We start from the raw sequence: 26693 nt of genomic DNA on the forward strand, positions 1-26693 counted from the left end.
GAAGGGAGATTTACAGATGGAAACAAAGGTAAATGCAGAAAGTGTACAAACGCAGGATCCGGCCATATTTGAGGCAATGCAGAAGGAGCTGGGGCGCCAGCGCGACAAGATCGAGCTGATCGCTTCGGAGAACTTCACGAGCCGTGCAGTAATGGAAGCGCAGGGGTCTGTGCTTACCAACAAATATGCGGAAGGCTACCCGAATCGCCGCTACTACGGCGGTTGTGAGCATGTGGACACGGTCGAACAGCTCGCCATTGACCGGGCGAAGGAACTATTCTCGGCAGAATATGCGAACGTGCAGCCTCACTCCGGCGCCCAGGCAAATATGGCGGTTTACTATACGATTTTAAATCACGGTGACACGGTGCTTGGCATGAACCTTTCCCACGGCGGCCATTTAACCCACGGAAGCCCCGTCAACTTCAGTGGTGTTCAGTACAATTTCGTGGAATACGGTGTGACTAAAGAAGATCAGGTGATTGATTACGGTGAAGTGCTTCGCGTGGCAAAAGAAACGCAGCCGAAATTAATCGTCGCCGGTGCAAGTGCGTATCCGCGTGAAATTGACTTTAAAAAATTCCGTGAAATCGCCGATGAGGTGGATGCGTACTTGATGGTTGATATGGCACACATTGCCGGACTGGTAGCAGCAGGAGTGCACCAAAACCCGGTTCCTCATTCGCACTTTGTTACGACAACAACACACAAAACGCTGCGCGGACCGCGTGGAGGGCTCGTGCTTTGTAAGGAAGAGTTCGGCAAAAAGATTGATAAAGCAGTATTCCCGGGTCTGCAGGGCGGACCGCTTATGCACGTGATTGCGGCGAAAGCTGTTGCCTTCGGCGAAGCACTGCAGAAGGATTTCGTCACGTATTCCGAAAACGTCGTGAAAAACGCGCGAAGCTTAAGCGACTCGTTGCAGAATGAAGGAATTAACGTCGTTTCGGGCGGCACCGACAACCACCTCGTGCTGATGGATACCCGCAGCCTGGAGCTGACAGGGAAAATAGCGGAAAAAGCGCTGGACGAAGTCGGCCTCACAGCGAACAAAAATGCCATTCCGTATGATCCGGAAAAGCCATTCGTTACAAGCGGTATCCGTCTAGGTTCTGCAGCTGTTACGTCCCGAGGCTTTGGGGAAGAAGAAATGAAGGAAATAGGCGCCATCATTGCCTATACGCTGAAAAACCATGAAGACGCGGAAGCATTAAAAGAAGCGGCTGAGCGCGTGAAAACTTTAACGGGCCGTTTCCCAATTTACGAATATCTGTAAGATGGCGGGCCCCGGTCAAAAAAGGGGCATGAATACAGCTGTTCTCCTATTTAAAGGAGGCAGCTGTTTTTTTATTCCTTTTGGCGGACGCCTTTGTTTTTCAGGGGTGAATGCAAGTGTGTTAGGGTATATGTAGATTGGGAAAAGGAGGAGTTCAAATGGTTTTTGCACTAAATGAAAAAGCGCCGATGTTCACGCTTGCTGATGTAAACGGCGAAGAATTTAAACTCGAAGAAAAAATAGGTAAGGGATGGCAGCTGCTCGTGTTTTTCCGGGGTTCATGGTGTCCGGTATGTAAGGAAGAGCTGCAGGCCTGGGAAGAGCACCGCGGTTTTTTTGAAAATAATAATGTAAATATCACAGCCATCTCCACCGATAATCCTGAGGACCTGCGTACGATGACCGAAGAATACGGACTCACGTTCCCGGTGCTTGTCGACGAAGCACTGAAGGTACTCGACGATTACGGCGTCTTTTATCACAGCTCGGAAGCGCCATATGAAGATCACGGAGCCCACGGGGAGCCTGCATATTTTCTGATCGACGAAGAAGGCAGATTTTTATACCAGCACCGCCAGACAAATCCATTCGGCCGGCCGGGTCCGAAAGAGCTGCGCAAAACGGTAAAATACATTGAAGACAATTTAAAATAAACGTTCGCAGCAGTGCATCCGGGCGCTGCTGTTATTTCCAGCAGCACGCAGAAGTTGCGGCATATTTCTGTCATTTTATATAACCTTGAATCCATCACGCTTTTTAGGTAGAATTTCTAAAGAATATGTTCGATAGGGACATGGGTTAATAAGCACCGGCTGATGCCGGGGAAAAAGGAGCCGACTATACTTATGGGAAATGTACATGTACTGGATCATCCGCTCATTCAACATAAACTTACATTCATCCGGGACGTCTCAACAGGAACGAAGGAATTCCGGGAGCTTGTCGATGAAGTCTCTACCCTGATGGCGTTTGAGATTACAAGAAACCTTCAGCTTCAGGAAGTAACGGTGGAAACTCCGGTGGGACCGGCCAAATCCTATACGCTTGCAGGCAAAAAGCTGGGAGTGGTGCCGATTTTGCGCGCAGGACTCGGCATGACCGACGGTATCATCAAATTGATCCCGGCAGCAAAAGTAGGGCACGTCGGGCTGTACCGGGATCCGGAAACGCTGCAGCCGGTAGAATATTATGTGAAGCTTCCGAGTGATGTCGAAGAGCGGGAATTTATCGTGATTGATCCGATGCTTGCGACAGGCGGTTCTGCTATTGAGGCATTGAACAGCCTGAAAAAACGCGGAGCCCAGAATATCAAGCTCATGTGTTTAATCGCAGCGCCTGAAGGAGTGGCACTCGTTCAGGACGCACATCCGGACGTGGACATTTACCTGGCTTCGATGGATGAGAAGTTAAACGACAAAGGCTACATTGTTCCGGGCCTCGGGGACGCAGGAGACCGTTTATTCGGCACGAAATAATAGATGAGAGAGCTTTTCCGCACGTACGGGAAAAGCTCTTTGATTTATAAAAGGATATTCTGTTAATGAGGCGGGGCAGTGGCAGAACACGTTCATGCTTTCTGCCCAGCTTTTACCTGGCTTGAAGATATGAAAATGTCACTTAATAGACACAAAATAGAAAATGCCTGAAACACGCGACAATACAGGGTTTTCGTTAATTTCATCCATTGACATCATGTGGCGGCTATTGTACGATGATGAAGAACGTATGATAAGGTTTACATATGGGAGAAATTTGTATTTCCTTCATGAACGGCAGGATCCACGCAATTGTTTCTTTTTTTTGCCAAAAACATGCAGGGGACAACCACGTTACATAAAGTTGTGTAAAAATTCTCTCAATGGATTTCGTAGTGTATTAACGGACTAATGAGTCTGTTTCGGAGGAAAAGGTGGCCCGCGCATGAATGATACAAGCTTGTATCTCCGCTCGTTATTTATAGGATTGGCTGGCATGCTTGTATTGTTTGGTGCTCCGGCGCTGATTCCAGCGTTCCGGCAGGAAGCAGTGAGCTTATTTGCAGGAGCGTGCGGAGGAGCTTTTAATATCTGGCACGCCCACCGGGAGACAAAACGAATCCAGAAGGCGGTACTCGCGGAAAAAAAGATTTTTCCGTTTGGCATGGCCACAAGGCTCGCAGTAGGAGTAGTCATTGCCATGCTCTATGTCCGGTTTCCGGAACAATTCCGTCTGCTTTACCTTGTGATTGGATTGTTCAGTCCTTATCTGCTGCTTTATGCTTTATCCGTTCACTTCAGCAAAGAAAAGTAGTTTTTCAGCTGCAGCGCACAATCGACTAACATAGTAAAGGGGTGACTGAGACTTGAATATAGAGCACGAATCGCCGTATATCTATGATTTGTTTGGTATACCCGGCTTCCACATCAATCTTTCCAATGTCATGATGCTGACTATTGCAGCAGCCATTGTGTTCATCATTGGATTGGTGAGTGCGCGGACTCTCTCTATGAGACCGACTGGCATGCAGAATGTGTTTGAAATGGTAATTGAATTCGTCCGCAATATGATTGGAAGCACCATGGACTGGAAAACCGGAGAACGTTTCTTCGGACTTGGAATTACGATTTTCCTGTTCATACTGGTAGCGAATCTGCTCGGGATTCCGTTCATGCTGATTAATGATGAAACTCACGTGCTTTGGTGGAAATCACCGACGGCTGATCCGGTTGTGACGATGACACTTGCCGTTATGGTAATTGTGCTTTCACACTTCTACGGCATCAAGCTTCGCGGAGCGAAGGAGTACGGAAAGAACTACTTCCGTCCAAAGAAATTTCTCTTCCCGATTAACATTCTTGAAGAGTTCACCAACACATTGACACTCGGGGCACGGCTTTTCGGCAACCTTTATGCCAAAGAGATACTGCTGACGCTTCTGGCGACGGTGGGTACAACCTTTCCAATCGGTACCGCTCTTGGTATTATCCCAATGGTTGCCTGGCAGGGATACAGCCTGTTTATCGGTTTTATCCAGGCGTTTATCTTCCTGGTACTAACGATGGTCTACATTTCACACAAAGTGGAAACGGATCATTAATCACAGCAGCATCTGCGGAAACAACGAAACAACAATATATTTTTAAACTAATTTAAGGAGGATTTGCACATGGGTCTTTTAGCAGCTGCAATCGCAGCAGGTTTAGCAGCAATTGGTGCAGGTATTGGTAACGCAATCGTAATCAAAGGGGCAATCGACGGTACTTCCCGTCAGCCGGAGCTTGGCGGCAGATTGCAGACACTTATGTTCATTGGTATCGGTCTTGTTGAGGCAGTGCCGATCATCGCAGTCGTTGTTGGTTTTATCACGCTTTTCCAATAAACATACGTTTTGGAAAGGGAAGCAAAATGGCGGAGTGGGGGAACTGGCTTCGCCATTCCTTTTGTATATCTAAGAAAGGAGTGAAATCTTTTGCCATCTACATTTGCGTTCGGAGATGTGCTTTTCTCACTTTTTACGTTTGTCATTTTACTGCTTTTGCTTCGCCGGTTCGCCTGGGGTCCAATTGTGGAGCAGATGAAAAAACGTGAAAATCACATTTCCAATGAAATAGAGACAGCGGAAAATCACCGTCAGGAAGCGGAAAAATATTTAGAAGAGCAGCGGGTGGAAATGGAGAAAGCGCGCGAAGAAGCGCAGTCCATCATTGAAACGTCCCGTAAAACAGCTCAGGAGCAGTCCAAGGAAATTATCCGGGAATCCCACGAAGAAGCTAACCGTGTGAAAGATAATGCCCTCGCTGATATTACGAGAGAGCGGGAGCAGGCAGTTGAAGCGCTTCGTGCCCAGGTTGGCCAGCTTTCTGTGTTAATTGCGACGAAAATTATTGAAAAAGAATTAGATGAAGAAGAACAGGAAAAACTGATTCAGGAATACGTACAGGAAAGCGGCGGTCGCTTATGAGTAATCCAACCCTGGCGAAACGCTATGCCCGTGCACTGTTAAAGAGTGCGGAAGAACACGGGGCTCTTGAAGAGACCAAGCAGGAATGGGAAGCGATGCTCGAAGTGTTCCACACGCATCCGGAGATTGCTCAGGTTTTCAGATACCCGTCGATCAGCCGTGAAAGAAAGCAGTCTTTCATTGCGAGTACATTTGGTTCCTGGAGTGAGCGCAGCCGTTCAATGCTGAATGTGCTGCTTGACCGGAAACGGCTTCACCTGATTGATGAAGTGGCAGTGGAAGTAATTGCGCTGATTAACGACCGTCTCGGCATTGCCAACGCGGTCGTTTATACCGTGAAGCCATTAACGGATGAAGAGAAGCAGGCAGTCTCCCGCAAGTTTGCCCAGCGGGTCGGAAAGCGTGAGCTTTATATTGAAAACAGAGTGGATCCTTCGCTCATTGGCGGCATGAAGGTGCACATTGGACATACAATTTTTGACGGAAGCATTCAAGGTCAGCTAGACCGCTTGCAGCGTAATATAACGCAAACGAATTTATCATGAATGGGGTGAATCCTGGTGAGTATCAAACCCGATGAAATTAGTTCTTTAATTAAACAGCAGATTGAACAGTTTGAAGCGGAAACAGAGTCCAAAGAAGTCGGCATCGTCATTCAGGTAGGGGACGGTATCGCCCGCGCCTACGGCCTGGACAACGCGATGGCCGGTGAACTTCTGGAATTTGAAAACGGCGTCATGGGTATGGCGCAGAACCTTGAAGAAGGCAACGTGGGTATTATTATTCTCGGCGCCTATGAAGAAATTCGTGAAGGCGACCAGGTCAAACGGACCGGCCGCATCATGGAAGTGCCGGTCGGCGAAGAGCTGCTCGGACGTGTAGTTAACGCACTTGGCCAGCCTGTAGACGGACTCGGCTCCACCAACACGACCAAATCCCGTCCAATTGAAAGCGGAGCACCGGGAATTATGGACCGTCAATCGGTATCCGAACCGCTCCAGACCGGTATTAAAGCCGTGGACACAATGATTCCTATCGGACGCGGCCAGCGTGAGCTCATTATCGGCGACCGCCAGACCGGTAAAACGGCAGTTGCGATCGATACGATTTTGAACCAAAAGGACGAAGACGTTATCTGCATTTATGTGGCTATCGGACAGAAGGACTCCACCGTGGCAGAAGTCGTGGATACGTTCCGTCAGAAAGGCGCGCTTGATTACACGATTGTTGTAAACGCCGGAGCTTCCGAGCCTGCACCAATGCTTTACCTGGCTCCGTATGCCGGAGCTTCCATGGGCGAAGAGTTTATGTACAACGGCAAGCACGTGCTTATTGTGTATGATGACTTAACAAAACAGGCGAACGCCTACCGTGAACTTTCCCTTCTCCTTCGCCGCCCGCCAGGCCGTGAAGCCTTCCCGGGGGACGTCTTTTATCTTCACTCCCGTCTGCTCGAACGTGCAGCAAAGCTGAGTGATGAGAGAGGCGCTGGTTCAATGACCGCTCTTCCAATCATTGAAACCCAGGCAGGGGATGTGGGTGCCTACATTCCAACAAACGTGATTTCCATCACCGACGGCCAGATCTTCCTGCAGGCGAACCTTTTCAACTCCGGCGTCCGTCCGGCCATCAACCCGGGTATTTCCGTATCCCGTGTCGGCGGCTCGGCTCAGACGAAGGCAATGAAAAAGGTATCCGGTACGCTCCGTCTGGACCTGGCTTCGTTCCGTGAACTTGAAGCCTTCTCCCAGTTCGGTTCCGACCTGGACAAATCGACGCAGGACAAACTGGCCCGCGGGGGAAGAACAGTAGAAGTACTCAAACAGGGACTGCACCAGCCGCTTCGGATGGAGCTGCAGGTCGCAATTGTGTTTGCCCTGACAAGAGGATTCCTGGACAACATCCCAACAGACGACATCCGCCGTTACGAAAAAGAACTGCTTGCGTATCTTGAATCAAGTCATTCAGAGCTTTTGGCAGGTATTCGTGACACTGGAAAACTTCCGGACGAAGAAGAGTTCAAACAGGCGATTCAATCGTTTGAGAAGTCATTTAACCCTTCAAAATAAAGAGTGCCGAACGTAAAAAGGTTCAAAAGGTGGTGAACAGATGGCTTCCTTAAAAGAAATTAAAGGCCGTATCCAGTCGACGAAAAAAACGAAGCAGATTACAAGTGCCATGGAAATGGTCTCTGCGTCGAAGCTGAATAAGGCCCAGCAAAATGCTCAGCGATATGAGCCGTATACGAAAAAAATTAAAGACGTTGTTTCCGGCATCGCTGCCGGCAGCAGCGGTATCTCCCACCCCATGCTTGAAGAACGTCCTGTAAAGAAGACCGGCTACATTGCCATATTTACAGATCAGGGGCTTGCAGGGGCATATAACTCGAACATTCTTCGGGACTTAATGCAAAAGCTGCGGGAGCGTCACCAGTCAAAGGACGAATACAGTGTGATTGTAATCGGCCGGACGGGACGGGACCTGTTAAAACGTTACGGCATTCCAATGTTCGATGAAATTACGGGTCTGCCGGACCAGCCGTCCTTTAACGATATTAAAAACGTTACGCGTCTTGCCGTTGATTTGTATGCAAATGAAGACGTGGACGAATTGTATATCTGGTACAACCACTTCATTAACCCGATCCAGCAGAAGGTAACAGAAAAGAAACTGCTGCCGTTGACGGAGGAAGTAAGTGAAGAGGACAGCAAAGGCACGGCCCAGTATGAATACGAGCCTTCGCCGGAAGCGATTTTAAAGCAGCTTCTTCCGCAGTATGCAGAAAGCTTAATCTACGGAGCCCTGCTTGATGCCAAAGCCAGTGAGTTCGGGGCCCGGATGACAGCGATGAGTGCAGCAACCGATAATGCCAACAACATGGTCGATGATTTAACCCTTTCCTACAACCGTGCCCGCCAGGCGGCCGTTACGCAGGAAATTACCGAAATCGTCGGCGGCGCAGCTGCGCTTGAATAGAAGAATCATTTCGTCCGGCCGAGCCGGACAGTAAGGAGGGGAACAATTACAATGAGTGAAGAAAACGGTCGAATTACTCAGATTTTGGGACCGGTTATTGATGTTCAGTTCCCAAGCGGTCAGCTTCCGGAACTAAACAACGCGCTCCGCGTATCACAGCCGGCCACTGAAAATAAGGATGCAATTGAAGTTACTCTCGAAGTTGCGCAGCATTTGGGCGACAACTCCGTGCGGACGATCGCGATGTCTTCGACAGACGGTTTAATCCGCGGAACAGAAGTGACCAACACAGGAGGGTCTATTTCTGTTCCAGTTGGAAATGACACGCTGAGCCGCGTATTTAACGTTCTTGGTGAACCTATTGATATGAAAGAGCAGGTGGCAGACAGCGTCGAACGCAAGCCGATCCACCGCAAGCCGCCACAATTTGACGAGCTCGCTGTGGAAACGCAGGTGCTTGAAACAGGCATTAAAGTCGTAGACCTGCTTGCCCCTTACGTAAAAGGCGGAAAAATTGGTCTGTTCGGCGGTGCCGGCGTAGGGAAAACCGTACTTATCCAGGAGCTCATCAACAATATTGCCCAGGAGCACGGCGGGATTTCCGTGTTTGCAGGGGTAGGGGAGCGTACTCGTGAAGGTAACGATCTTTACTTTGAAATGAGCGATTCCGGTGTTATTAATAAAGCAGCCATGGTGTTCGGCCAGATGAACGAACCACCAGGTGCCCGGATGCGCGTAGCTCTGACCGGCCTGACAATGGCAGAGCATTTCCGTGATGAAGAAGGGGCAGACGTACTTCTATTTATCGACAACATTTACCGTTTCACGCAGGCAGGCTCGGAAGTATCCGCCCTTCTTGGCCGGATGCCGTCCGCCGTTGGGTATCAGCCAACGCTTGCGACCGAAATGGGACAGCTGCAGGAGCGTATCACTTCCACGAAAAAAGGATCGGTTACGTCGATTCAGGCAGTGTATGTGCCGGCCGATGACTATACGGACCCGGCTCCGGCAACAACGTTTGCCCACCTTGACGCGACAACCAACCTGGAGCGCCGGCTAACAGAAATGGGTATTTATCCAGCTGTTGATCCGCTCGCTTCCACATCACGTGCGCTTGCACCGGAGGTTGTCGGTGAGGAGCATTACGATGTTGCCCAGCAGGTGAAACAAACAATCCAGAAATACAATGAACTCCAGGATATTATCGCAATCCTCGGGATGGAAGAGCTTTCCGAAGAAGACAAGCTCACGGTAAACCGTGCCCGCCGCATTCAGTTCTTCCTTTCGCAGAATTTCCACGTGGCAGAGCAGTTTACCGGCCAGAAGGGTACGTATGTATCCGTGCAGGATACAGTGCGTGGATTTAAGGAAATTCTTGACGGGCAGCACGATGACGTACCGGAAGACGCCTTCCGCCTTGTCGGCCCGATTGAAGATGTAGTGGAAAAAGCAAAATCTATGTCCTAAGGACGACACGGGGGAGGGAGAACACAGATGGCAACGATGCATCTCAGCGTAGTGACTCCGGACGGGTCCGTCTTTGATGGAGAAGTAGAGATGGTCAGTGTTCGTGCGGAAAGTGGCGAAATGGGGATTCTCCCCGGCCACGTTCCAACCGTGGCTCCTCTAAAAATCGATGCAGTCCGCATTAAGTATGACAATAAAGTAAAATTACTGGCTGTGAGTGAAGGATTCGTAGAAGTCCGCTCTGACGCCGTTAATATTTTGGCGGAATCTGCAGAAACTCCAGGAGAGATCGATCCGGAACGGGCCCGCATCGCCAAAGAGCGGGCGGAGGAACGACTGGACCGGATAAATGAAGAGGAAATTGATATTATGCGGGCACGCCTTGCGTTAAAACGGGCCAACACCCGCCTGAAGGTTTCCGAAGGCTCATAAAGACACATCTGAAGAACCGTTTTTCCAAAAGGAGAAACGGTTCTTTTGTTTTACATGCGCATGGTATCCGGCAGGCAATAGTGAAGTGAAGTTAAATAAAACAGCACCCGCCTTTTCTAAAGAAGATAGAACTATAGATGTTTGATTATGAATCCTTTATAATAAAATATGCTTATAGTTATACAAACTTTCATAAAAATAGTACAAGCCCCCGTGAACCCAATGACCGCCGCACATAGTAGCAGAACCTTCGTCTCTTGTTTTCCCATGTGCATTTGATTATTCTAAAACGTGGCCCAAAATTTGCAAAGAACGTTGTACAGCAACAAAGAAAGGCATGATGGCATGAATCCGGACGGCCAGGAAGCACTAATACATATCCTGCTTCATCTCTCTTTTTTTATCCTGACCTGGTGGTGTCTGCAGGCATTTCGGTTTGACGTTTTTATCCGGAGGCCGGAAAGCCTGAAGGGAAGACTTTTGATTATTTTGTTCGCTATTGCAATCAGCTATTCTGTAAGCAGCTTCTTTATCGATTATTTTGATTTTTCTTTGTATCTTCGTTACCTGTTTTTCACACTTTTGGCATAAAAGATTATGAAAATGCGGGAGCGGGTAAAGGATTCTGTATGAAACTCATCGATACTGCTAAAATGGACACGGAAAAACTGTCTCTTTACCTCTGTAACGTTTTGAGACGGGAAGCGACTAATGAAAAGGCTAGACAAATGGACGAAAGAAAAGCACAGCTCTTTTAGGTAAAGCACGCAGCACAAAAAGATAATATGCATAAGTATAGCGGAGGGAATTAAATTGGATAAAATTATTGTACAGGGAGGCAGACGCCTAAAGGGGTCCGTCAAAGCAGAAGGAGCAAAAAATGCGGTTCTGCCTGTTATTGCAGCTACTCTTTTGGCAGAAGAAGGGCAAAGTACACTTTATGATGTTCCGCCGCTCGCAGACGTAGACACAATCTCCAATGTTTTGCGCCATGTTGGAACAGAAGTTAATTACGAGAACCACCGCTGGACGGCTGACGCCACCGGAGATCTTTCCACAGAGGCCCCGTTTGAGTATGTCAGTAAAATGCGGGCTTCGTTTCTCGTCATGGGTCCGCTTCTGGCAAGAAAAGGGATTGCCCATATTGCACTTCCGGGGGGATGTGCGATTGGCTCCCGTCCAATCGATCAGCACCTGAAAGGTTTTGAAGCGATGGGTGCCCACGTCGAAATCGGCAATGGCTATATCGAAGCGAAGGTAGAAGAACGCCTGCAGGGAGCACGCATTTATCTCGATTTTCCAAGCGTTGGTGCTACGGAAAATATTATGATGGCCGCTGCTCTTGCAGAAGGTACCACAACGCTTGAAAATGTCGCAGAAGAGCCGGAAATCACGGATCTTGCCAACTTTATTAACGCTATGGGGGGCAAAGTACGCGGCGCCGGGACCGGCACCATCCGCATTGAAGGTGTAGATAAATTAACCGGAGCGGAGCATACGATTATTCCGGACCGGATCGAAGCAGGCACCTTTATGATTGCTGCTGCGATCACCGGAGGAGAAGTATTCGTCGAAGGGGCAATGCACGAACATTTACGCCCGCTTGTAGCAAAAATGCGGGAAATGGGTGTGAAAATTGAAGAAAGCGACGGAGGCATGCTTGTCACTGGCCCGGATATTTTAAAGCCGGTCGATATTAAGACGATGCCGCATCCTGGCTTCCCAACAGACATGCAGGCGCAGTTTATGGCGCTTCTAACCCAGGCAAAGGGCACCGGCCTTATTACAGAAACGGTTTTTGAAAACCGCTTTATGCACGTAGAAGAATTCCAGCGTATGAACGCAAGCATCAAAATTGAAGGGCGCACGGCTATTATCAGCGGCCCGAAAAAACTGCAGGGCGCTGAAGTGTCAGCTACCGATCTCCGTGCAGGCGCCGCTTTGATCGTTGCCGGTCTCGTAGCAGAGGGAGAAACAACGGTAACAGAGCTCCGTCACCTTGACCGTGGATATGTAGACTTTCATAAAAAGCTGCAGGGTCTCGGCGCAAATGTAAAACGCGTAAATGCAGACGAGGAAGCAGACACTTCCATGAAAACAGCCCAGCGCTCTTAATTAAGTTTTCAATAAAGCAGGCCATCACTATTCAGTGGTGGTCTTTTTATGCTTTAAGAGTAGGTATATAGTATCCGTCGAAATAGGATATACTTCACTAAATGCGGGCTTATATTCCTCGGATTAGACGTTTGTGGTAAAATAGAACTAATTATAAATGTGGACGATTTGAAGATAGAAGCATGCCCAGCCAGGCTTACGTTCGGCCTACATTACGGAAACGGGGAATACAATTATGCTGAGGGGTTTTTATAACGCTGCGTCGGGGATGACAGCCCAGCAGAGAAAAACGGATATGCTGAACAATAATATTGCCAACGCCAACACACCGGGCTACAAATCCGATCAAAGTGCGATCCGGACGTTTCCACAGCAGCTGCTGCATGCGGAAAATGCAGGAAAAGGGCCGCATACGATCGGCTCACTTGGCACAGGCGTCTACATGCAGGACCAGACTCCTTCGTTTACTCCGGGAGAGCTGGAGGAAACTAACGCGCCAGCCGATGTTGCTCTGCTCGAAGCAGAGGTGCCGGATGAAAACGGTACAGTGCTGTTCACGGTCCAGGGAGAAGACGGAACGGCCTACACCCGGAACGGAAACTGGACAGTGGATGCAGAAGGATTTTTAACGACCTCGGAGGGGCAATACATACTAAATAACGAAGGCGCCCCTGTGGAAACGGGAAATGAAAATTTTCAAATTACTGAAGACGGCACGGTGCTGCTTGAAAACGGTGGGGAAGCCGGTCAGCTGGGTGTGGCTTATGCACCGGACACCAACGATTTAGTCAAAACCGAAGCGGGTCTTTTTGAAGCGGAGGAGGAGCTTGGCGCTGTAGCGGATAATGAAGACGTCCGCTATCAGATGAAACAGGGGTTTCTCGAACAGTCCAACACCGACTCCACCCAGGCGATGACGGAGCTGATGGAAGCGTACCGGATGTTCGAATCCAATCAGAAAGTGATGCAGACGTATGACCGCAGCATGGAAAAGGCTGTGAATGAAGTCGGACGGCTCGGTTAACTATAGGGTGAACCTATAAAATAGAATTCAGGAGGAAGAGAGCATGTATTCGGGATTACGCATACCATTTCAATCCATGGGCTCTGTCCAGCAGCAGATGGATACCATCAGCAATAACCTCTCCAACGCGGAGACAGCTGGATTTAAATCACGACAGGCGACATTCAGTGAAATGATGTACCAGCAGCAGGACAACATGCCAATGCCGGAAAACGGCACCGGCCGGCTTACTCCTCCGGGGATACGAACAGGCGGCGGAGCATCAGTCGGCCAGACAGCGCTTCGCATGGAGCAGGGATCGCTGAAAGAGAGTGAACGGGAGCTCGATTTTGCTCTTGAGGACACGGATGCTTTTTTCCAGATAGAAGCAGAAGACGGGGTGGTTGAATATACAAAAGACGGGCAGCTGTATCTGTCAGAAAACCCTGAGACGCCTGGAAGCTATACACTCGTTGATCAGAACGGCGGATTTGTATTAAACGAAGCCGGAGGAAGATTTGATATTCCTGCAGGAGCTTCAGAGTTTTCAATGCAGGAAAACGGGGAACTGACAGCTGTAACGGCAGCCGGTGACACAGTGAACCTTGGTTCATTTGGCGTGGTACAGGTAGAGCGCCCACAGGCGTTAACGTCTGTCGGGGGCAATCGGTATCGTTTTGAGGATTTAGATGGACTCGGGGCAGCGGAAGATGATATGGTTATAGAAGCTGACCCGTCCAGCGTAAAGCAGGGAATGGTCGAGCAGTCTAATGTGGATTTATCGAATGAATTAGTAAATATGATGAATGCCCAAAGACAATACTCGTTTAATTCCCGCGCGTTGACGCAGGGAGACCAGATGCTTGGATTAATTAACAGTATTCGATAAGTCTTTGCGGTTAAGGGAGCATAGATAGTACATATGAACAATCAGGACAACCATACAAGGACTTCCAGGCCGAATAGAAAAGCGCAGCTGAAAAGAGGCGCGCAGAAGGTACGTGCACGTCTTCAGCATCTGCTCTGGTGGCATTGGCTGATTATTATTTTAGTTCTGGCTTTTATCTGCTCGATTATCGGCTTGATGATCGGCTATGCGGTCGGGGGAGGCAACCCTTTTCAGGCTTTAAACCCATCGACCTGGCTGGAGATTTACCGGTTAATCCGAGGAAATTAGCATAAAAAGTGAGGAAAAAATGATGCTTTCAATAGAACAAATTAAAGAGATTATTCCCCACCGCTACCCGTTTCTGCTTGTCGATAAAATTATCGAGGTAGAACCCGGGGAGCGGGCGGTAGGCATTAAAAATGTCAGCGCCAATGAAGAGTTTTTCAACGGGCACTTCCCTGACTATCCGGTGATGCCGGGAGTGCTTATTATTGAAGCGATCGCCCAGGCCGGCGGCGTCGCGCTGATGCAGCAGGAAGACATGAAAGGAAAGCTCGCCCTGTTTGCAGGCATTGATGAATGCCGATTCAAAGGGCAGGTGAAGCCGGGAGACCAGCTGCGCCTTGAAATGGAGGTCACCAAACAGCGACGCTCCATCGTTAAAGGAAAAGGCACAGCTTCCGTAGACGGCAAGGTCGTAGCAGAAGCGGACCTGATGTTTGCGATTCAATAGTAAAAAAGACTGCAGCCAGAGCCGGCTGCAGTCCTTTTTTATTGTCTGCTGCTATTCATCATTTTCCTCTAATGCATCTTCAATGTGTTCTTTAAGGGCTGGCCCCATCGTTCGGGAATAAAGGGTGGAAATATGGTGGTTGTCCCGAAAAGTAATGACGTTGCCGATCACAGGGTCACACGTGTCGTCATCACAAAAATAAGGCGACATATCAGCAAAGGTAACGTTGTCTGGAATCTCTTCTTCTTCTGTATTTTCCCACGGAGGGTTTTCAGATAATACTTCATCTCTTGGTACGGCGCAATCGGCCGGATCGTCGCTTTCTTCCAGGCAGGCAGGGATGTCCTCCTGCATTCTCGGGTTGTCCCGTATCGCGAATATTTCCGTATGGCCTTCGAATTCTTCCCAGATCCCAAGGTAGCCTTCTGGTATGGTGCCTCCAGCATTTACATTAGCGGTAGTAAAAAGTAAATCAGGATCGTTTTTCTTCAGCGGTTCAATGGAATCTTCATTCCACTGCATGCATGAGTCAGAAAGTGTACCGTCAAAATCATCTGTAGAAAAACGGCAGCCATCTTTATTAAACACATCGATCTGCAGGCTCAGCTCCTCAGACATTTTTTCAAGGGCTGGAAACCAGTGGCCGGAATGAGAACCGCCTACCAGGGCAATGGTATATTCGGGATCGGTCGTGTCCCCGTAAGAACACATGCTGATTTCCGTCTCCTCCAGATCGGAATAGCACTCGCTCTCAGAATAAAATTCCGGCATCTCGCTTTCAGCCTGCACCACATTATCGAGGGGGTCAATGTCAGGGTTCGGTTCAATATCCTCTGATATTGCCCGGGCCCCTGGGTAGTCCGTAACTGTATAATCTTCGCTGATAGTGGATTGACTTTTTTCGACGTAATTATCCCATACTCCAGCTGCCGTAAGGGCCGGAAGCAGAAATACAACCAGAGCCGTTACTACTTTTGTTTTTGATTGTTTGATATTGATTTTTCTTATAGGTGCTTCAATGACTTTGACAGAGAGCGCCGAAGTGACGAAGGCAAGAGCTATAATAGCAATGCCGCCCTTGATCGATACCGTTGTATTGTCGAAATAGGCAAAATAAAAGATAAGAATTGGCCAGTGCCATAAATAAAATCCGTAGGAAATGCTACCGAAATATAGAAATGGTTTGGAGCCCAGCAGTTTGTCCACACCGAAGCGGCTGCTGTTTTCAGCTGCTGTGATAATCAGCAGAGCCCCGGTGGTTGGAAGCAAAGCAGCAAAGCCCGGAAAAATGGTGGATACAGGGAGGACAAGCCCTGTTAAAGCGACAATTGCAAGTCCCAGCCACCCAAGAAAAAAACCAATTGATTTCCTCAATGTCAGGTACGGAAGAAGCAAAGCGACAATGCCGCCAAGGCTGAACTCCCATACCCGGGCGAACGTGTCAAAATAAGCCCAGGGCTGATTAATGGAAGTAACGTAGATAGAGTAACTAATAGATACAACAAAGACAATAGTCAACACGCTCAGCAGGGTTTTACGAACAGGCGTTTTAAATGCTTTTTTTGCAAGAAAATAAGCAGCCAGTATAAGTAGAGGCCAGGTGACATAAAACTGTCCCTGAATGGAAAGAGCCCAAAAGTGCTGGAATGGGCTGGCATCGTTATTTTGAGCCAAATAGTCTACTGCGCTCGTAGCTAGTTCCCAGTTTTGAAAATACAGCGCCGAAGCAAACATCTCTGCAACAATCTGGTCCCACTGAGATTGAGGCAGGAGCAGAATAGAGCCGGCCATCGTAAATAAAATAACGATTACAGCAAGAGGCAGTAGCCGGCGGCCTAACCCGAGCAGATATTCAGAGAGGTTAATTTTTCCTTCACGTTCAAACCTCGATAACAGCGATGTAGTAATTAAGTAGCCAGAAACGACGAAAAATACGTCTACTCCGCCTGAGACCGAACCCAGCCAGATATGATAGACAGCTACTAAAAAAGCAGCTACAGCACGTACCCCTTCGATTTCAGGTCGAAATCTTTTATCGGGGGTTCTCAAATCATTCATTATAAACATCTCCATGCATTAAGCTTTTCTAAGTATAAATAAAATCTGAATTAAAACGAATAAGAATGGTTTTGAGTTTCATTATCTATATTGAACCTTTTATTCCAATAATGCTCCTTTCCTTATTTATCCTACATAATTTTATCACACGTAGATTAAAAGACCGTAGCAGTTATTTAAATATTAGCTGAAATTTCAGGCTGAGACATTGAAATTTATTTGAATTAAAAGGTCGAGCGTAAAAAGTAAAGCTGTTTTCTGAAAAAAGCGGTTAAAATTGATGCGAAGATCTCGTTTTCAGGATCCTTATATTGATATATATCATGTGCAGATTCACTAAAAAGCATTATATTACACAGCAAGGATGATTTTTGAAAGAATGTTTGCTGGATATTTTGAACGGCTTTTGTGATTTTTAAAGATAAATATTAAAATTTTAATATTTATCTTTAAAAAACTCTCAACAAACTTTTTCATTAATCAGTAGTAACTAACATAGTACTAATGTGAATGAGTAAAAATTCACTAGAGGAAAAGAAAAAGAAAGAACAAAAGAGAAAAAGAAAGAATAAAAAAAGGATAAAAAATAAATTACATTTTTATCCTTTTTTGAAAGTGTATTTTTTTATGTATTTCTAGTATTATGACCCTACAAGTTTAAGAAATGAGGGTAATAATGAGAGAAAAATTGCTTTTTAGTTCAGGGGTCGTGGCTCTTATTTCACTAATGACGTTCTCTGTATCTCCGTCAGAGGTGAAGGCTGATGAGTCCAAACGACTGATGGGAGACACTCGGACTGATACTGCTATTGAACTGTCAAAGGAGGGATGGGCATCGAGTGATTCTGTTATATTAGCTCGTTCCGATTCCCCGGCAGATGCGCTAGCTTCTGCGGGTCTGACTTCTTCGACGGATTCACCAACGTTATTAACAGGAACTGAAGACCTGGATTCGGAAGTACTTAATGAAATTGAACGCCTGGGTGCGGAAAATGTATACATATTAGGCGGATCGGCTGCCATAAGTGACAGTGTAGAAAATGAACTGTCTGAACAAGGGTTAAATGTTGTCCGGGCATCGGGAGACACACGCTACGGTACGGCAAAAGATGTAAATGAGAAAGCGGGGCTGGATACAAGCAGTACGGCTATAGTGGTAAATGGAAGAACAGTAGCCGATGCGTTGAGTGCCTCAAGTATAGCGGCAAACAAAGACCTTCCAGTATACTTGACCAAAGAAAACGGTATGCCGGAGGATCTCCCGTCCAGTGTGGAGCATGTAGTAATGTTCGGAGGATCTGCGGCTATCGATACTTCCGTTGAAGATACACTCGAAAGTCAGGGCAAAAGTGTGGAAAGAATAAGCGGGGACGACCGTTATGAAACGAGCATCAAAGCTGCAGAATGGGGCGGTCTGAGCGGGGAGGTAAATCTGCTTGCGCGGGGAACTTCTACAAAATCGGATCAGGAAGACTATCCAGATGCTGTAGCTGCTGGAGGTCTGGGCAACAGATTGAATGCTCCGGTAGTGCTGACCCATCCCGATAAAGCTGCTTCAGCAGTGAAAAACTTTCTGAGCTCCCGGCCAACGTATGTGCTTGGAGGAGAGGGAGCGATAGCGGACAATGTTTTAACCGATTTAGGAATTAATATCTCTGCTGAAGGAGAACCAGAAGAAGCCTCAGAAAATGACAGTTTCCCCGAAGGAGAGGCGGTGAGAACGGCAGAGGTCGATGCATTAGATAAACTTAATGTGCGTACCGGACCTTCTGCGGATGACGAAAAAATAGGAAGCCTGTCAGATGGCGAAGAAGTGGATATATATGAGACGGCTGACAATGGCTGGGCTCTTATTAAACACGAAGAAACCACGGGCTATGTTAGTGGAGCCTATCTTGAAAATGTAGAAGGGGTTTCTGACACTGAAGAAGAGCCTGTTAATGATGCTCCTCCGGAAGAAGAGATTGAGCGGACGGCGGAAATCGTTTCAGTGGATAATCTTAACGTGCGGACCGGGCCTTCCGTGGATAACGAAAAAATAGGAAGCGTATCAGGTGGAGAAGAAGTAAACATATATGAAACAACGGATAATGGCTGGGCGCGCATCAAATACGGGGAAACCATGGGCTATGTAAGCGGCGTTTATCTCGAAGAAATTCAAAAAATAACCTCTGTAACTGACAAGGTGATCGCTGTGGATCCCGGACACGGAGAACAGGACCCGGGCGCTGTAGCTAACGGCATTGAGGAAAAAGATGTGGCATTAAGTGTAGCACTGAATCTCCAAGAAGAATTGGAAAATGCAGGGGCTGAGGTGGTCATGACCCGTTCAGATGATACTTTTCTAGAATTGGATGAACGCTCAGATCTCGCAAATGAAAAAGAAGCAGACTCCTTTGTGAGTGTACACGCGAACGCCTCTATCACCGAAGAGGCGACTGGGCAGGAAACGTTCTTTTATTCCGCCAGTGAAGAAGGAGAAGAATTGGCCGAATCCATTCAGGAAGAGTTGGTACAGATTATCGATTCTTTGGACCGAGGAACCCAGGGAGCGGATTTTGCGGTATTAAGAGAGACTGCCATGCCTGCTACGCTTGTAGAACTTGGATTTCTGACAAATGAAGAAGAATCAGAAATTCTAGGCACAAGTGAATTCCAGCGGGAGGCCGGGACGGCTATCTTTGAGGGGATAGAAAATTATTATGAAGAAAAATAATTCCGGTGGGAGGAGCCTTGCATGAAAGGCTCCTCTTTTCCAAACTTTAAGTTTTTACATAAAGAAGAAAGTGGTTGATGATGTGAAGTACATTATTGTTATGAACCTAGCGCTATTTAGCTTATTAGTACTCCCTCAAATAGTCAATGCGGCAGAAACCGAAAAAATCATCGTGGAATTTCATAACGAAGAACAAAAAAGCTTTGCTACAAATTCTGAAAGAAACATTGAGACCATTGAAGTGCCTGAGGGGGACGCAGAAGAGCGGCTGGCTGAACTAGAAATGGATGAAAACGTAAGGTATGCAGAAAAAGAGGTTTTTTACGAGTTGTCTCAGACACCTAATGATCCGAACTTTGAAGAACAGCGGGATTATTTTGAAAATATTAATTTTCCGGCTGACTGGAAGCAGTACGGCATGGAATCAAAATCAACGGTAGCTGTACTGGACAGCGGTATAGAGCAAGGTCATGAGGACCTAAGTTCAGCTGTTACGTCTCCGTATAATGCTGTCACTGGAAGCGATGATGTTTTGGATGAGGTAGGCCATGGAACGCATGTGGCTGGAATAGCTGGTGCTATTACCAATAACAGGATCGGCATGGCTTCGTTAGGTAAATCAGTTAATATTATACCGGTGAAGGTTGGAGGGAGCCAAAATATCAGCAGCATTGATATTGCAAAAGGAATTGATTACGCATCAGACCACGGGGCAGATGTAATCAACCTCAGCTTGAGCGGCAGTCAGCCTTCCCAGGCAGTAGAAGAAGCTGTCAACGAAGCAGAGGCAGGAGGAGCAATAGTAGTATCTGCAGCTGGTAATAATTCTTCTACAACTGCTGAATATCCCGCCGCTCATGAGAATGTTATATCGGTAGGATCTGTTCAGAATTCCACTTCTGAATTATCCGGCTTCTCTAACTTTGGGTCTTCTGTGGATGTTACCGCACCGGGGGAAGAAATACTGAGTACTTGTACGCCAGGAAATCAGCTGCCTTTTTATAACTGTGATACAGAGGATCCGTATATTACATCGGAAGGGACTAGTATGGCAGCTCCTGTTGTATCTTCTTATGCAGCTTTATTAAAAGCAGCCAACCCGTCGCTTGAAAACGAGCAAATCCGCTATCTGATCGAAAATTATTCTGATCAGGGGACTGCAAGCAGCGAGTCCATCAAATACGGTTTGCTTGACACAGAAGCTACTATTCAATCATACAAAGAGGAAGCAAGACTCGCTGGAAAAACTTCTATTAATACATCAATTGAAATTTCTGAAGAGGGTTGGCCCAGTGTCCCGGAGACGGAGATTGATGCTCCCAACGGAGAACGAATTTTCGGCAGAACCGCTGTAGTGGCCAGCAACCACAGCTTTGCTGATGGATTATCAGCAAACACGGTAGCAGGCGAAGCAGAAGCTCCAATTCTGATCACGAAATCAAAATCATTAAGCAATGACACAGTGGAGGAACTGAATCGTCTCGGAGTGGAGAATGTCATTTTGGCCGGAGGCACAGCAGCAATAGACAGCAGCGTCAACGATAGTTTGAAAGCGAACGGGTTCGAAACCTATCGCTTTTCGGGTGAAACGAGATATGAAACGGCTTCAGCACTTAATGAAAGCAATGCAAAAGCAGGGGGTAAAGTAATAATAGCCTCTGGGGAGAACTTCCCAGATGCCCTTAGTGCTTCACCAATTGCGTATGATGAAAATATCCCCATTATTTTCGTGAAAGAAAACGAGATCCCTGAAGCTACTCAGAAATTTCTAGATAAATATAATTTTTCCAAAAAGTATATTGTAGGTGGACCCGCAGTCATTAGCGAAAATGTAAGTGCAGAACTAAGCGGTGTGGAACGCATCTACGGAGAAACAAGATACGAAACCACTTTAAAAGTAAATGAGTATTTTGACCGTGACGATTCTTTTTATCTGCTTGCGACAGGGCAGAAGTATTCAGATGCTCTTGCAGGAGGCGCCTTGGCTGGACGAACATCCAGTTCGATGCTAATGACCAAAAAGGAGACACTTCCTTCTATAGTAGAAGACTTTGTTGCAAATGAAAATTCGGAATCCTCCGAGTTGGACTTTTTGACGCTTGGGGGAGAAGCAGCGATATCGAACCAAGTGGCTTGGAGGATGGATGCGTTGATTTATGAAGATTATTATCAGTCAAGGATTTCAGATAGCAGTTTGAAAAAAAGAGATTAGAAGGAGGATGAATATGAGGTATCATTTTTCAGTCGGAAAATCATTGCTTTCATTTGGAATCATTTTCGGTCTTTATTCGACGACGGCTGAAGCTGAAGCATTAGAAGTGCCCGAGGAAAAAGTAACGGAAGGCTCGTCGGCGACACTTAATACAGACGACGGAAAAAAGGTGGAAATTGACAATTTAGAGGAAGAAGCGAGAGTTAAAATCGGAGGTGAAGACTTGGCCGCTAAAGAACACCTTCGTGCCTCTAAAATGACAGAATTAACAATGAATGATTCTACATTACTGCTTATGGAATATCGTATGCCCGGCACTTCCAATGAATTGATTTTTGAAGTATACAATTTATCGAATAACAATGAACAAATCTATCAATCTGAAGGGCTGAACAGAGGGACCGTAAGCGTTGAGAAGGGGACTATAAGCTATGCAGAACCCGTTGGCGAAAACAATGCAGCAGCTTCAAGTCCAGAGAAGGTTAACATAACTTCGTTGGAAGGTGATGAACAAGGTTTAGAGAACTCGGAAAGCCGGACTGTAACTATAGAAGAATACCAGGAGGCCTTTGGCGAACCGGAGAAGGGGAAAAATTTCGCTTCAGCCGACAATCCCCAGGCGAAAGAGATTAACAAACTTTTAACCTCAAAAGCTGAAGAAAATGATATCCCCCCGGAAGTTTTAAAAGCTATCGCCTGGCAGGAAAGCGGCTGGAGGCAGTTCGAGGAAGGTGAGCCGTTAATTGGTTTTGATGGCATAGGCATTGGAATTATGCAGGTCTCCCCAGGCTACACCGGACTTCCGGAAGAAGAAGAGGATGATTTTGAAGAACGATTAAAAACGGACATCGAATTTAATATTGATATGGGTATCAAAATACTTCTGAATAAATGGGGAATGAGCAGACTTCCTACAGTTAATGACGGTTCCAAAGAAGTGATCGATAACTGGTATTTCGCTGTGATGGCATATAATTCGATCTCAGAAAGAAACGATCCAGAAGAAGCGGATGCTCCTTATCAGGACTTAGTATTTAGTCATATGCAGGGAGAATTCGGAGCATTAAACATTCACGATTTTCCTGTAGATGAGCTGGAAATCACTTATCCGCACGAAGACAATCCGGAATTAATGTCGTTTGAAGAAAAGCAGCAATATAACCTAAGCCATGCACTAACACGTTCCAGACACAATTATGAAGAAGAAAATATTGTTTCAGTCAGAAATGAGTCCCCGGTATATGACAGCGTTAATGGGGAAATTATCGATGGGTTGAGCGTGGATGAAATAGCGAATATTGAAAGCGGTCTGCAATTTGATTCCGAACGAACCCATCATTACGGCTGGTATCAGGTGAAGCTACAGGACGGAACGGAAGGCTATATCAGATCCGGGGAAATTACAAATGAACGTTTAGCGGGGGCACTCCGTTACGATAGTGCAGTTGAAGTTTCCAGGGAAGGATGGTCGACCTCAGACACGGTCGTTCTTGCGACGGGAGAGGATTTCCCGGATGCTTTGGCGGGAACTCCTCTGGCATATCAACAGGATGCTCCCATTTTGTTGACGAAAGAATCGGAATTACCGGAGGCTACAGAAGAGGAAATTGAACGTTTAGGAGCAGACAACGTGATTATACTGGGAGGTTCGAAAGCTGTAGATGAAGATATAGAAGCACAGCTGCGCGAAAACGGAGTCAATGTGGAAAGAATCGCAGGGGAAACGAGATATGAGACATCCGAATTAATTGCGGAGCGCATAGAAAATCAAGATGAATTTGTGCTTGCAAACGGCAGAACCCATGCTGATGCTTTAGCTGTGGCACCTTATGCGGCAAGAAATCAAACACCTATCCTTTTGACACGGGAGGAGACGGTTCCAGAGCCGACGGATAAAGCGTTACAGGAAGCCGGTGGAATAAAGATTGTTGGAGGCGTAGCGGCTGTATCAGCTTCCATTGCTGATGATTATTCTAATACGGAGCGTTACAGTGGGAGTACCAGGTACGAAACCGCCTCAACCGCTATTAACGAACTCGGTATGTCAAAAGAAAATGGGTTCATGGTGAATGGCAGAGACTTTCCGGATGCCCTGACAGCATCTGTCCTTGCGGCTAAAGTGGATGCAAGCTTGATTCTCTCAGAAGAAGAGAGTGTGCCACGGTCTACGCAGGAGCTTGGAGGAGATAATTTCACTCAGTTCACTGTGGTCGGAGGCCATGAAGCAGTTAATTCTCTTGCGGCACTGAAATTTAAAAATGATAAATAGTTTTTTAGTTAAATATTTAAAAAAGTGTTGGACACCTTGAACTGATCTCGTTAAATAGACAGTGAAAATAAATAAAATTCTTAAATGGCTTGCCCCCGGTATTTCAAAGGGGGCAAGCCATTTAACTATTCCTGCCATTATGTTAAAAACTCTTCCCTGGGGACCCTGGTCCAGGCATCTGGATACTAGCGGCATGCTATGTTACAGACCGGACTCTGCGATAGCCTTGGATGCTCGGGAGGTATACAAAAATCCTGAACGCTGTGAATTATCGGTTGGCACAGTTCCGACTCAGGTGCTGTGCCAGACGTGTGGGGTGATGCTTTGTCTAACTTAATTTACACTTTGAAATGTGTAAAAAACGTACAGTAATAATGGATTAATTTAATTGAGTAACATGTAACCAATGTATAAGTAATAATGAGTATAAACAAGAAAATAAGAGAAAACAAAAGATATATTTTAGTGCTTACATTTTTACCCTTTTTACAGTGTATTTTTTCTTAAGGTTTTCTAGTATTATTGGACTAGAATATATTTAAGAAAGAGAGGGTAAGAATGAAAAACATTTTTCGTATGATAGTTTTCCCTGTTCTGATATTTGTTTTATTGTTTTCACTCGTGCCTTTAGATACAGAGGCAGCCAGTTCTAAACGAATCAAAGGGGATACCAGAATAGGCACTGCGGTCGAACTTTCTAAAGAAGGCTGGTCCTCAAGTAACTCAGTGATTCTAGCTAGATCTGACGAGCCGGCGGACGCTTTGGCATCAGCAGGTCTTGTGGGAAGTACAGACGCCCCCGTATTGTTAACGAAAACAGGCAGTGTTGATACAGAGGTTTTGTCAGAAATTAAACGACTTAATGCAAAAAATGTCTACATATTAGGCGGTACGAAAGCAATAAGCAATAATGTTAAAAGTCAGTTAACAAATAACGGATTAAATGTAACGAGAGTTTCAGGAGACACTCGTTACAGCACTGCAGCAGCAGTAAATAAACAAGCTGGATTATCTAATGCAAGTACAGCAATCATTGCTAACGGACAGACGGTGGCAGATGCATTAAGTGCTTCAAGTATTGCCGCAAATAAGAACATTCCTATTTATTTATCCAGAAACTCGAGCCTGCCTTCCGATCTCCCAAGCAGTGTTAAAAAGGTTATTATTTTTGGGGGTTCAGCAGCGGTAAGTGATTCCTTAGAGTCTTCGTTAAAGAATAAAGGCATAGCTACTGAACGTATTAACGGAAGCACAAGATACGAAACCAGTGTGAATGCAGCGAAATGGGCGAATCTTTCCGGGGGAGTTAACTTATTGGCCAGAGGCACTTCCATCAGCTCAAGCAAAGAAGATTATCCAGATGCAGTAGCAGCGGTGGGTCTTGGAAACAAAATCCAAGCGCCAATTGTCCTTACACCACCAGATTCTTCTAACAGCACGGTGAAAAACTATATAGGCTCTAAGCCGGTATACGTTTTAGGTGGAAGTGCAGCAGTATCGGATAATGCTTTAAGTAATCTTGGAGTAAGTCTTTCAAGCGAAAATGATTCAAGCAGTGAAGAGCAGGAAAAGCCAAGTGACGGCAAAATTATCGAAACAGGTACTGTAGTAAACGTCACTAATTCTTTAAACGTCCGCAGTGGTCCGTCCGGAAGCAATGATTGGATAGGCTCCCTGGCTAAAGGCGAAAAAGTAGACATTTACGACATCACAAGTAATAACTGGGCCAAAATTAATTATAATGGCTCTTATGGTTATGTCAGCATGAACTACATTGATACAGGAAAAGCAGAAGAGAAAGTAATTGAAACAGGCACTGTGAATGTGAGTAATTCATTGAATGTTCGTTCAGGCCCTTCAGGAAGCGATGAACGCATCGGTTATTTATTGAATGGCCAAACTGTAGAAATATATGAAATCAGCAACAACTGGGCCAAAATTAAATATGATGATGGATATGGTTACGTCAGTATGAGCTATATCAATACGAAAAGTACTGTATCCAGTGCTTTGGATGGCGAGCTTATAGCTATTGATCCAGGGCACGGTGGTAAAGATCCTGGTGCTGTAGCGAATGGAGCCCAGGAAAAAGACATCGTATTGAGTGTAGGTTTAAGGCTTAAAGACAAGCTGGAAGCAGCAGGAGCAGAAGTAATAATGACCCGTTCGAATGATACCTTTGTTGAGCTGAGGGAAAGAGCGAATATTGCTAACCGTGCTAAAGCAGATTCATTTTTGAGCATTCACGCTAATGCTGTTTACAGTACTTCTGTCACTGGCCAGGAAACGTTTTATTACCCTGGAAGTGAAGAAGGACAAGAGTTAGCTGCAGCTGTACAGGACGAATTACTTAAAGCTGTCGGTACTAAAGACAGAGGCGTAAAAAGTGCTAATTTTTCAGTGCTCCGGAATACAGCTATGCCAGCCAGCCTTGTAGAGCTTGGTTTCATTACTAATGCCGAAGAAGCTAAGTTAATGAAAAGCAGTGATTTTCAAAATAAAGCTGCTACAGCAATGTATAAAGGAATCGAAAAGTATCACGAAGAGAATTAAATAAGAAAGTGGAGCCTTTAAGTTGGGGCTCCTTTTTTCTAAATATATTTAGAT

Annotated in this window: 23 protein-coding genes; 22 read left to right on the forward strand and 1 reads right to left on the reverse strand. The window is 46.4% G+C overall.

All coding sequences use genetic code 11. From position 1 onward, the window contains the following. The first annotated feature begins 16 nt into the window (after positions 1 to 16). From glyA to fabZ, 18 genes are all read left to right on the forward strand, one after another. Positions 17 to 1276, forward strand: coding sequence for a serine hydroxymethyltransferase (glyA, locus tag ACTRXF_RS04385; protein WP_474277994.1), 1260 nt, complete (start codon positions 17 to 19; stop codon positions 1274 to 1276). A 158-nt stretch (positions 1277 to 1434) separates the two neighbouring features. Further along, positions 1435 to 1929, forward strand: a complete 495-nt coding sequence (locus ACTRXF_RS04390) for a peroxiredoxin family protein (protein WP_474262353.1) — start codon at positions 1435 to 1437, stop codon at positions 1927 to 1929. Between the two features lie 192 nt (positions 1930 to 2121). Then, positions 2122 to 2751: a uracil phosphoribosyltransferase gene (upp, locus tag ACTRXF_RS04395; RefSeq protein ID WP_474262352.1), complete on the forward strand. Its 630-nt coding sequence runs from the start codon at positions 2122 to 2124 to the stop codon at positions 2749 to 2751. A gap of 445 nt (positions 2752 to 3196) precedes the next feature. Continuing rightward, positions 3197 to 3565 carry an ATP synthase subunit I gene (locus ACTRXF_RS04400; RefSeq protein WP_474262351.1) on the forward strand — a complete coding sequence of 123 codons (369 nt, stop codon included), beginning with the start codon at positions 3197 to 3199 and terminating at the stop codon, positions 3563 to 3565. 58 nt (positions 3566 to 3623) lie between these two features. Continuing rightward, positions 3624 to 4352 carry a F0F1 ATP synthase subunit A gene (gene atpB, locus ACTRXF_RS04405; protein WP_474262426.1) on the forward strand — a complete coding sequence of 243 codons (729 nt, stop codon included), beginning with the start codon at positions 3624 to 3626 and terminating at the stop codon, positions 4350 to 4352. A gap of 69 nt (positions 4353 to 4421) precedes the next feature. Beyond that, positions 4422 to 4634 carry a F0F1 ATP synthase subunit C gene (gene atpE / locus ACTRXF_RS04410; protein ID WP_022794575.1) on the forward strand — a complete coding sequence of 71 codons (213 nt, stop codon included), beginning with the start codon at positions 4422 to 4424 and terminating at the stop codon, positions 4632 to 4634. 90 nt (positions 4635 to 4724) lie between these two features. Then, positions 4725 to 5216, forward strand: coding sequence for a F0F1 ATP synthase subunit B (gene atpF / locus ACTRXF_RS04415; protein WP_474262350.1), 492 nt, complete (start codon positions 4725 to 4727; stop codon positions 5214 to 5216). Next, positions 5213 to 5761: a F0F1 ATP synthase subunit delta gene (locus ACTRXF_RS04420; RefSeq protein ID WP_474262349.1), complete on the forward strand. Its 549-nt coding sequence runs from the start codon at positions 5213 to 5215 to the stop codon at positions 5759 to 5761. Before atpF ends, ACTRXF_RS04420 begins: the two co-directional genes overlap by 4 nt. Before the next feature lie 15 nt (positions 5762 to 5776). After that, complete coding sequence (gene atpA, locus ACTRXF_RS04425) at positions 5777 to 7285, forward strand: F0F1 ATP synthase subunit alpha (protein ID WP_474277996.1); 1509 nt, start codon at positions 5777 to 5779, stop codon at positions 7283 to 7285. Between the two features lie 40 nt (positions 7286 to 7325). Next, positions 7326 to 8192, forward strand: coding sequence for an ATP synthase F1 subunit gamma (atpG, locus tag ACTRXF_RS04430; RefSeq protein WP_022794571.1), 867 nt, complete (start codon positions 7326 to 7328; stop codon positions 8190 to 8192). 51 nt (positions 8193 to 8243) lie between these two features. Further along, positions 8244 to 9659, forward strand: coding sequence for a F0F1 ATP synthase subunit beta (gene atpD, locus ACTRXF_RS04435; RefSeq protein WP_474277998.1), 1416 nt, complete (start codon positions 8244 to 8246; stop codon positions 9657 to 9659). A 27-nt stretch (positions 9660 to 9686) separates the two neighbouring features. Beyond that, positions 9687 to 10091: a F0F1 ATP synthase subunit epsilon gene (locus tag ACTRXF_RS04440; RefSeq protein ID WP_462867445.1), complete on the forward strand. Its 405-nt coding sequence runs from the start codon at positions 9687 to 9689 to the stop codon at positions 10089 to 10091. 303 nt (positions 10092 to 10394) lie between these two features. Next, positions 10395 to 10682 (forward strand): DUF1146 family protein, encoded by a 288-nt coding sequence (locus ACTRXF_RS04445; protein ID WP_462867443.1) that lies wholly within the window; start codon positions 10395 to 10397, stop codon positions 10680 to 10682. A gap of 222 nt (positions 10683 to 10904) precedes the next feature. After that, positions 10905 to 12206, forward strand: a complete 1302-nt coding sequence (murA, locus tag ACTRXF_RS04450; RefSeq protein WP_474278000.1) for a UDP-N-acetylglucosamine 1-carboxyvinyltransferase — start codon at positions 10905 to 10907, stop codon at positions 12204 to 12206. Between the two features lie 235 nt (positions 12207 to 12441). Beyond that, on the forward strand, positions 12442 to 13230 hold the full coding sequence (locus ACTRXF_RS04455; protein ID WP_474278002.1) for a flagellar hook-basal body protein: 789 nt from the start codon (positions 12442 to 12444) through the stop codon (positions 13228 to 13230). A 43-nt stretch (positions 13231 to 13273) separates the two neighbouring features. Beyond that, a complete protein-coding gene (locus ACTRXF_RS04460; RefSeq protein ID WP_474262344.1) occupies positions 13274 to 14098 on the forward strand; it encodes a flagellar hook-basal body protein in 825 nt (274 codons plus the stop codon). A gap of 33 nt (positions 14099 to 14131) precedes the next feature. After that, on the forward strand, positions 14132 to 14386 hold the full coding sequence (locus ACTRXF_RS04465; RefSeq protein WP_474278004.1) for a DNA-directed RNA polymerase subunit beta: 255 nt from the start codon (positions 14132 to 14134) through the stop codon (positions 14384 to 14386). 22 nt (positions 14387 to 14408) lie between these two features. Next, positions 14409 to 14831, forward strand: a complete 423-nt coding sequence (gene fabZ, locus ACTRXF_RS04470; protein WP_027847263.1) for a 3-hydroxyacyl-ACP dehydratase FabZ — start codon at positions 14409 to 14411, stop codon at positions 14829 to 14831. 51 nt (positions 14832 to 14882) lie between these two features. Here the strand turns inward: fabZ and ACTRXF_RS04475 are convergent, their stop codons facing one another. Next, positions 14883 to 16889 (reverse strand): acyltransferase family protein, encoded by a 2007-nt coding sequence (locus tag ACTRXF_RS04475; RefSeq protein ID WP_474278006.1) that lies wholly within the window; start codon positions 16887 to 16889, stop codon positions 14883 to 14885. Positions 16890 to 17565: 676 nt separating this feature from the next. On the opposite strand from ACTRXF_RS04475, the gene ACTRXF_RS04480 reads away from it, so the two are divergent. The 4 genes from ACTRXF_RS04480 to ACTRXF_RS04495 all read left to right on the forward strand — a co-directional run bounded on the left by ACTRXF_RS04480 (position 17566) and on the right by ACTRXF_RS04495 (position 26639). Next, positions 17566 to 19605, forward strand: a complete 2040-nt coding sequence (locus ACTRXF_RS04480) for an N-acetylmuramoyl-L-alanine amidase (RefSeq protein WP_474278008.1) — start codon at positions 17566 to 17568, stop codon at positions 19603 to 19605. A gap of 70 nt (positions 19606 to 19675) precedes the next feature. Then, positions 19676 to 21817, forward strand: a complete 2142-nt coding sequence (locus ACTRXF_RS04485; protein WP_474278010.1) for a S8 family serine peptidase — start codon at positions 19676 to 19678, stop codon at positions 21815 to 21817. A 13-nt stretch (positions 21818 to 21830) separates the two neighbouring features. Further along, a complete protein-coding gene (locus tag ACTRXF_RS04490; protein WP_474278012.1) occupies positions 21831 to 24086 on the forward strand; it encodes a cell wall-binding repeat-containing protein in 2256 nt (751 codons plus the stop codon). Positions 24087 to 24644: 558 nt separating this feature from the next. Then, positions 24645 to 26639: an N-acetylmuramoyl-L-alanine amidase gene (locus ACTRXF_RS04495; protein ID WP_474278014.1), complete on the forward strand. Its 1995-nt coding sequence runs from the start codon at positions 24645 to 24647 to the stop codon at positions 26637 to 26639. The last annotated feature ends 54 nt before the right edge of the window (positions 26640 to 26693 follow it).

It is taken from the genome of Marinococcus sp. LNHM3E3-2.2, assembly GCF_056034385.1.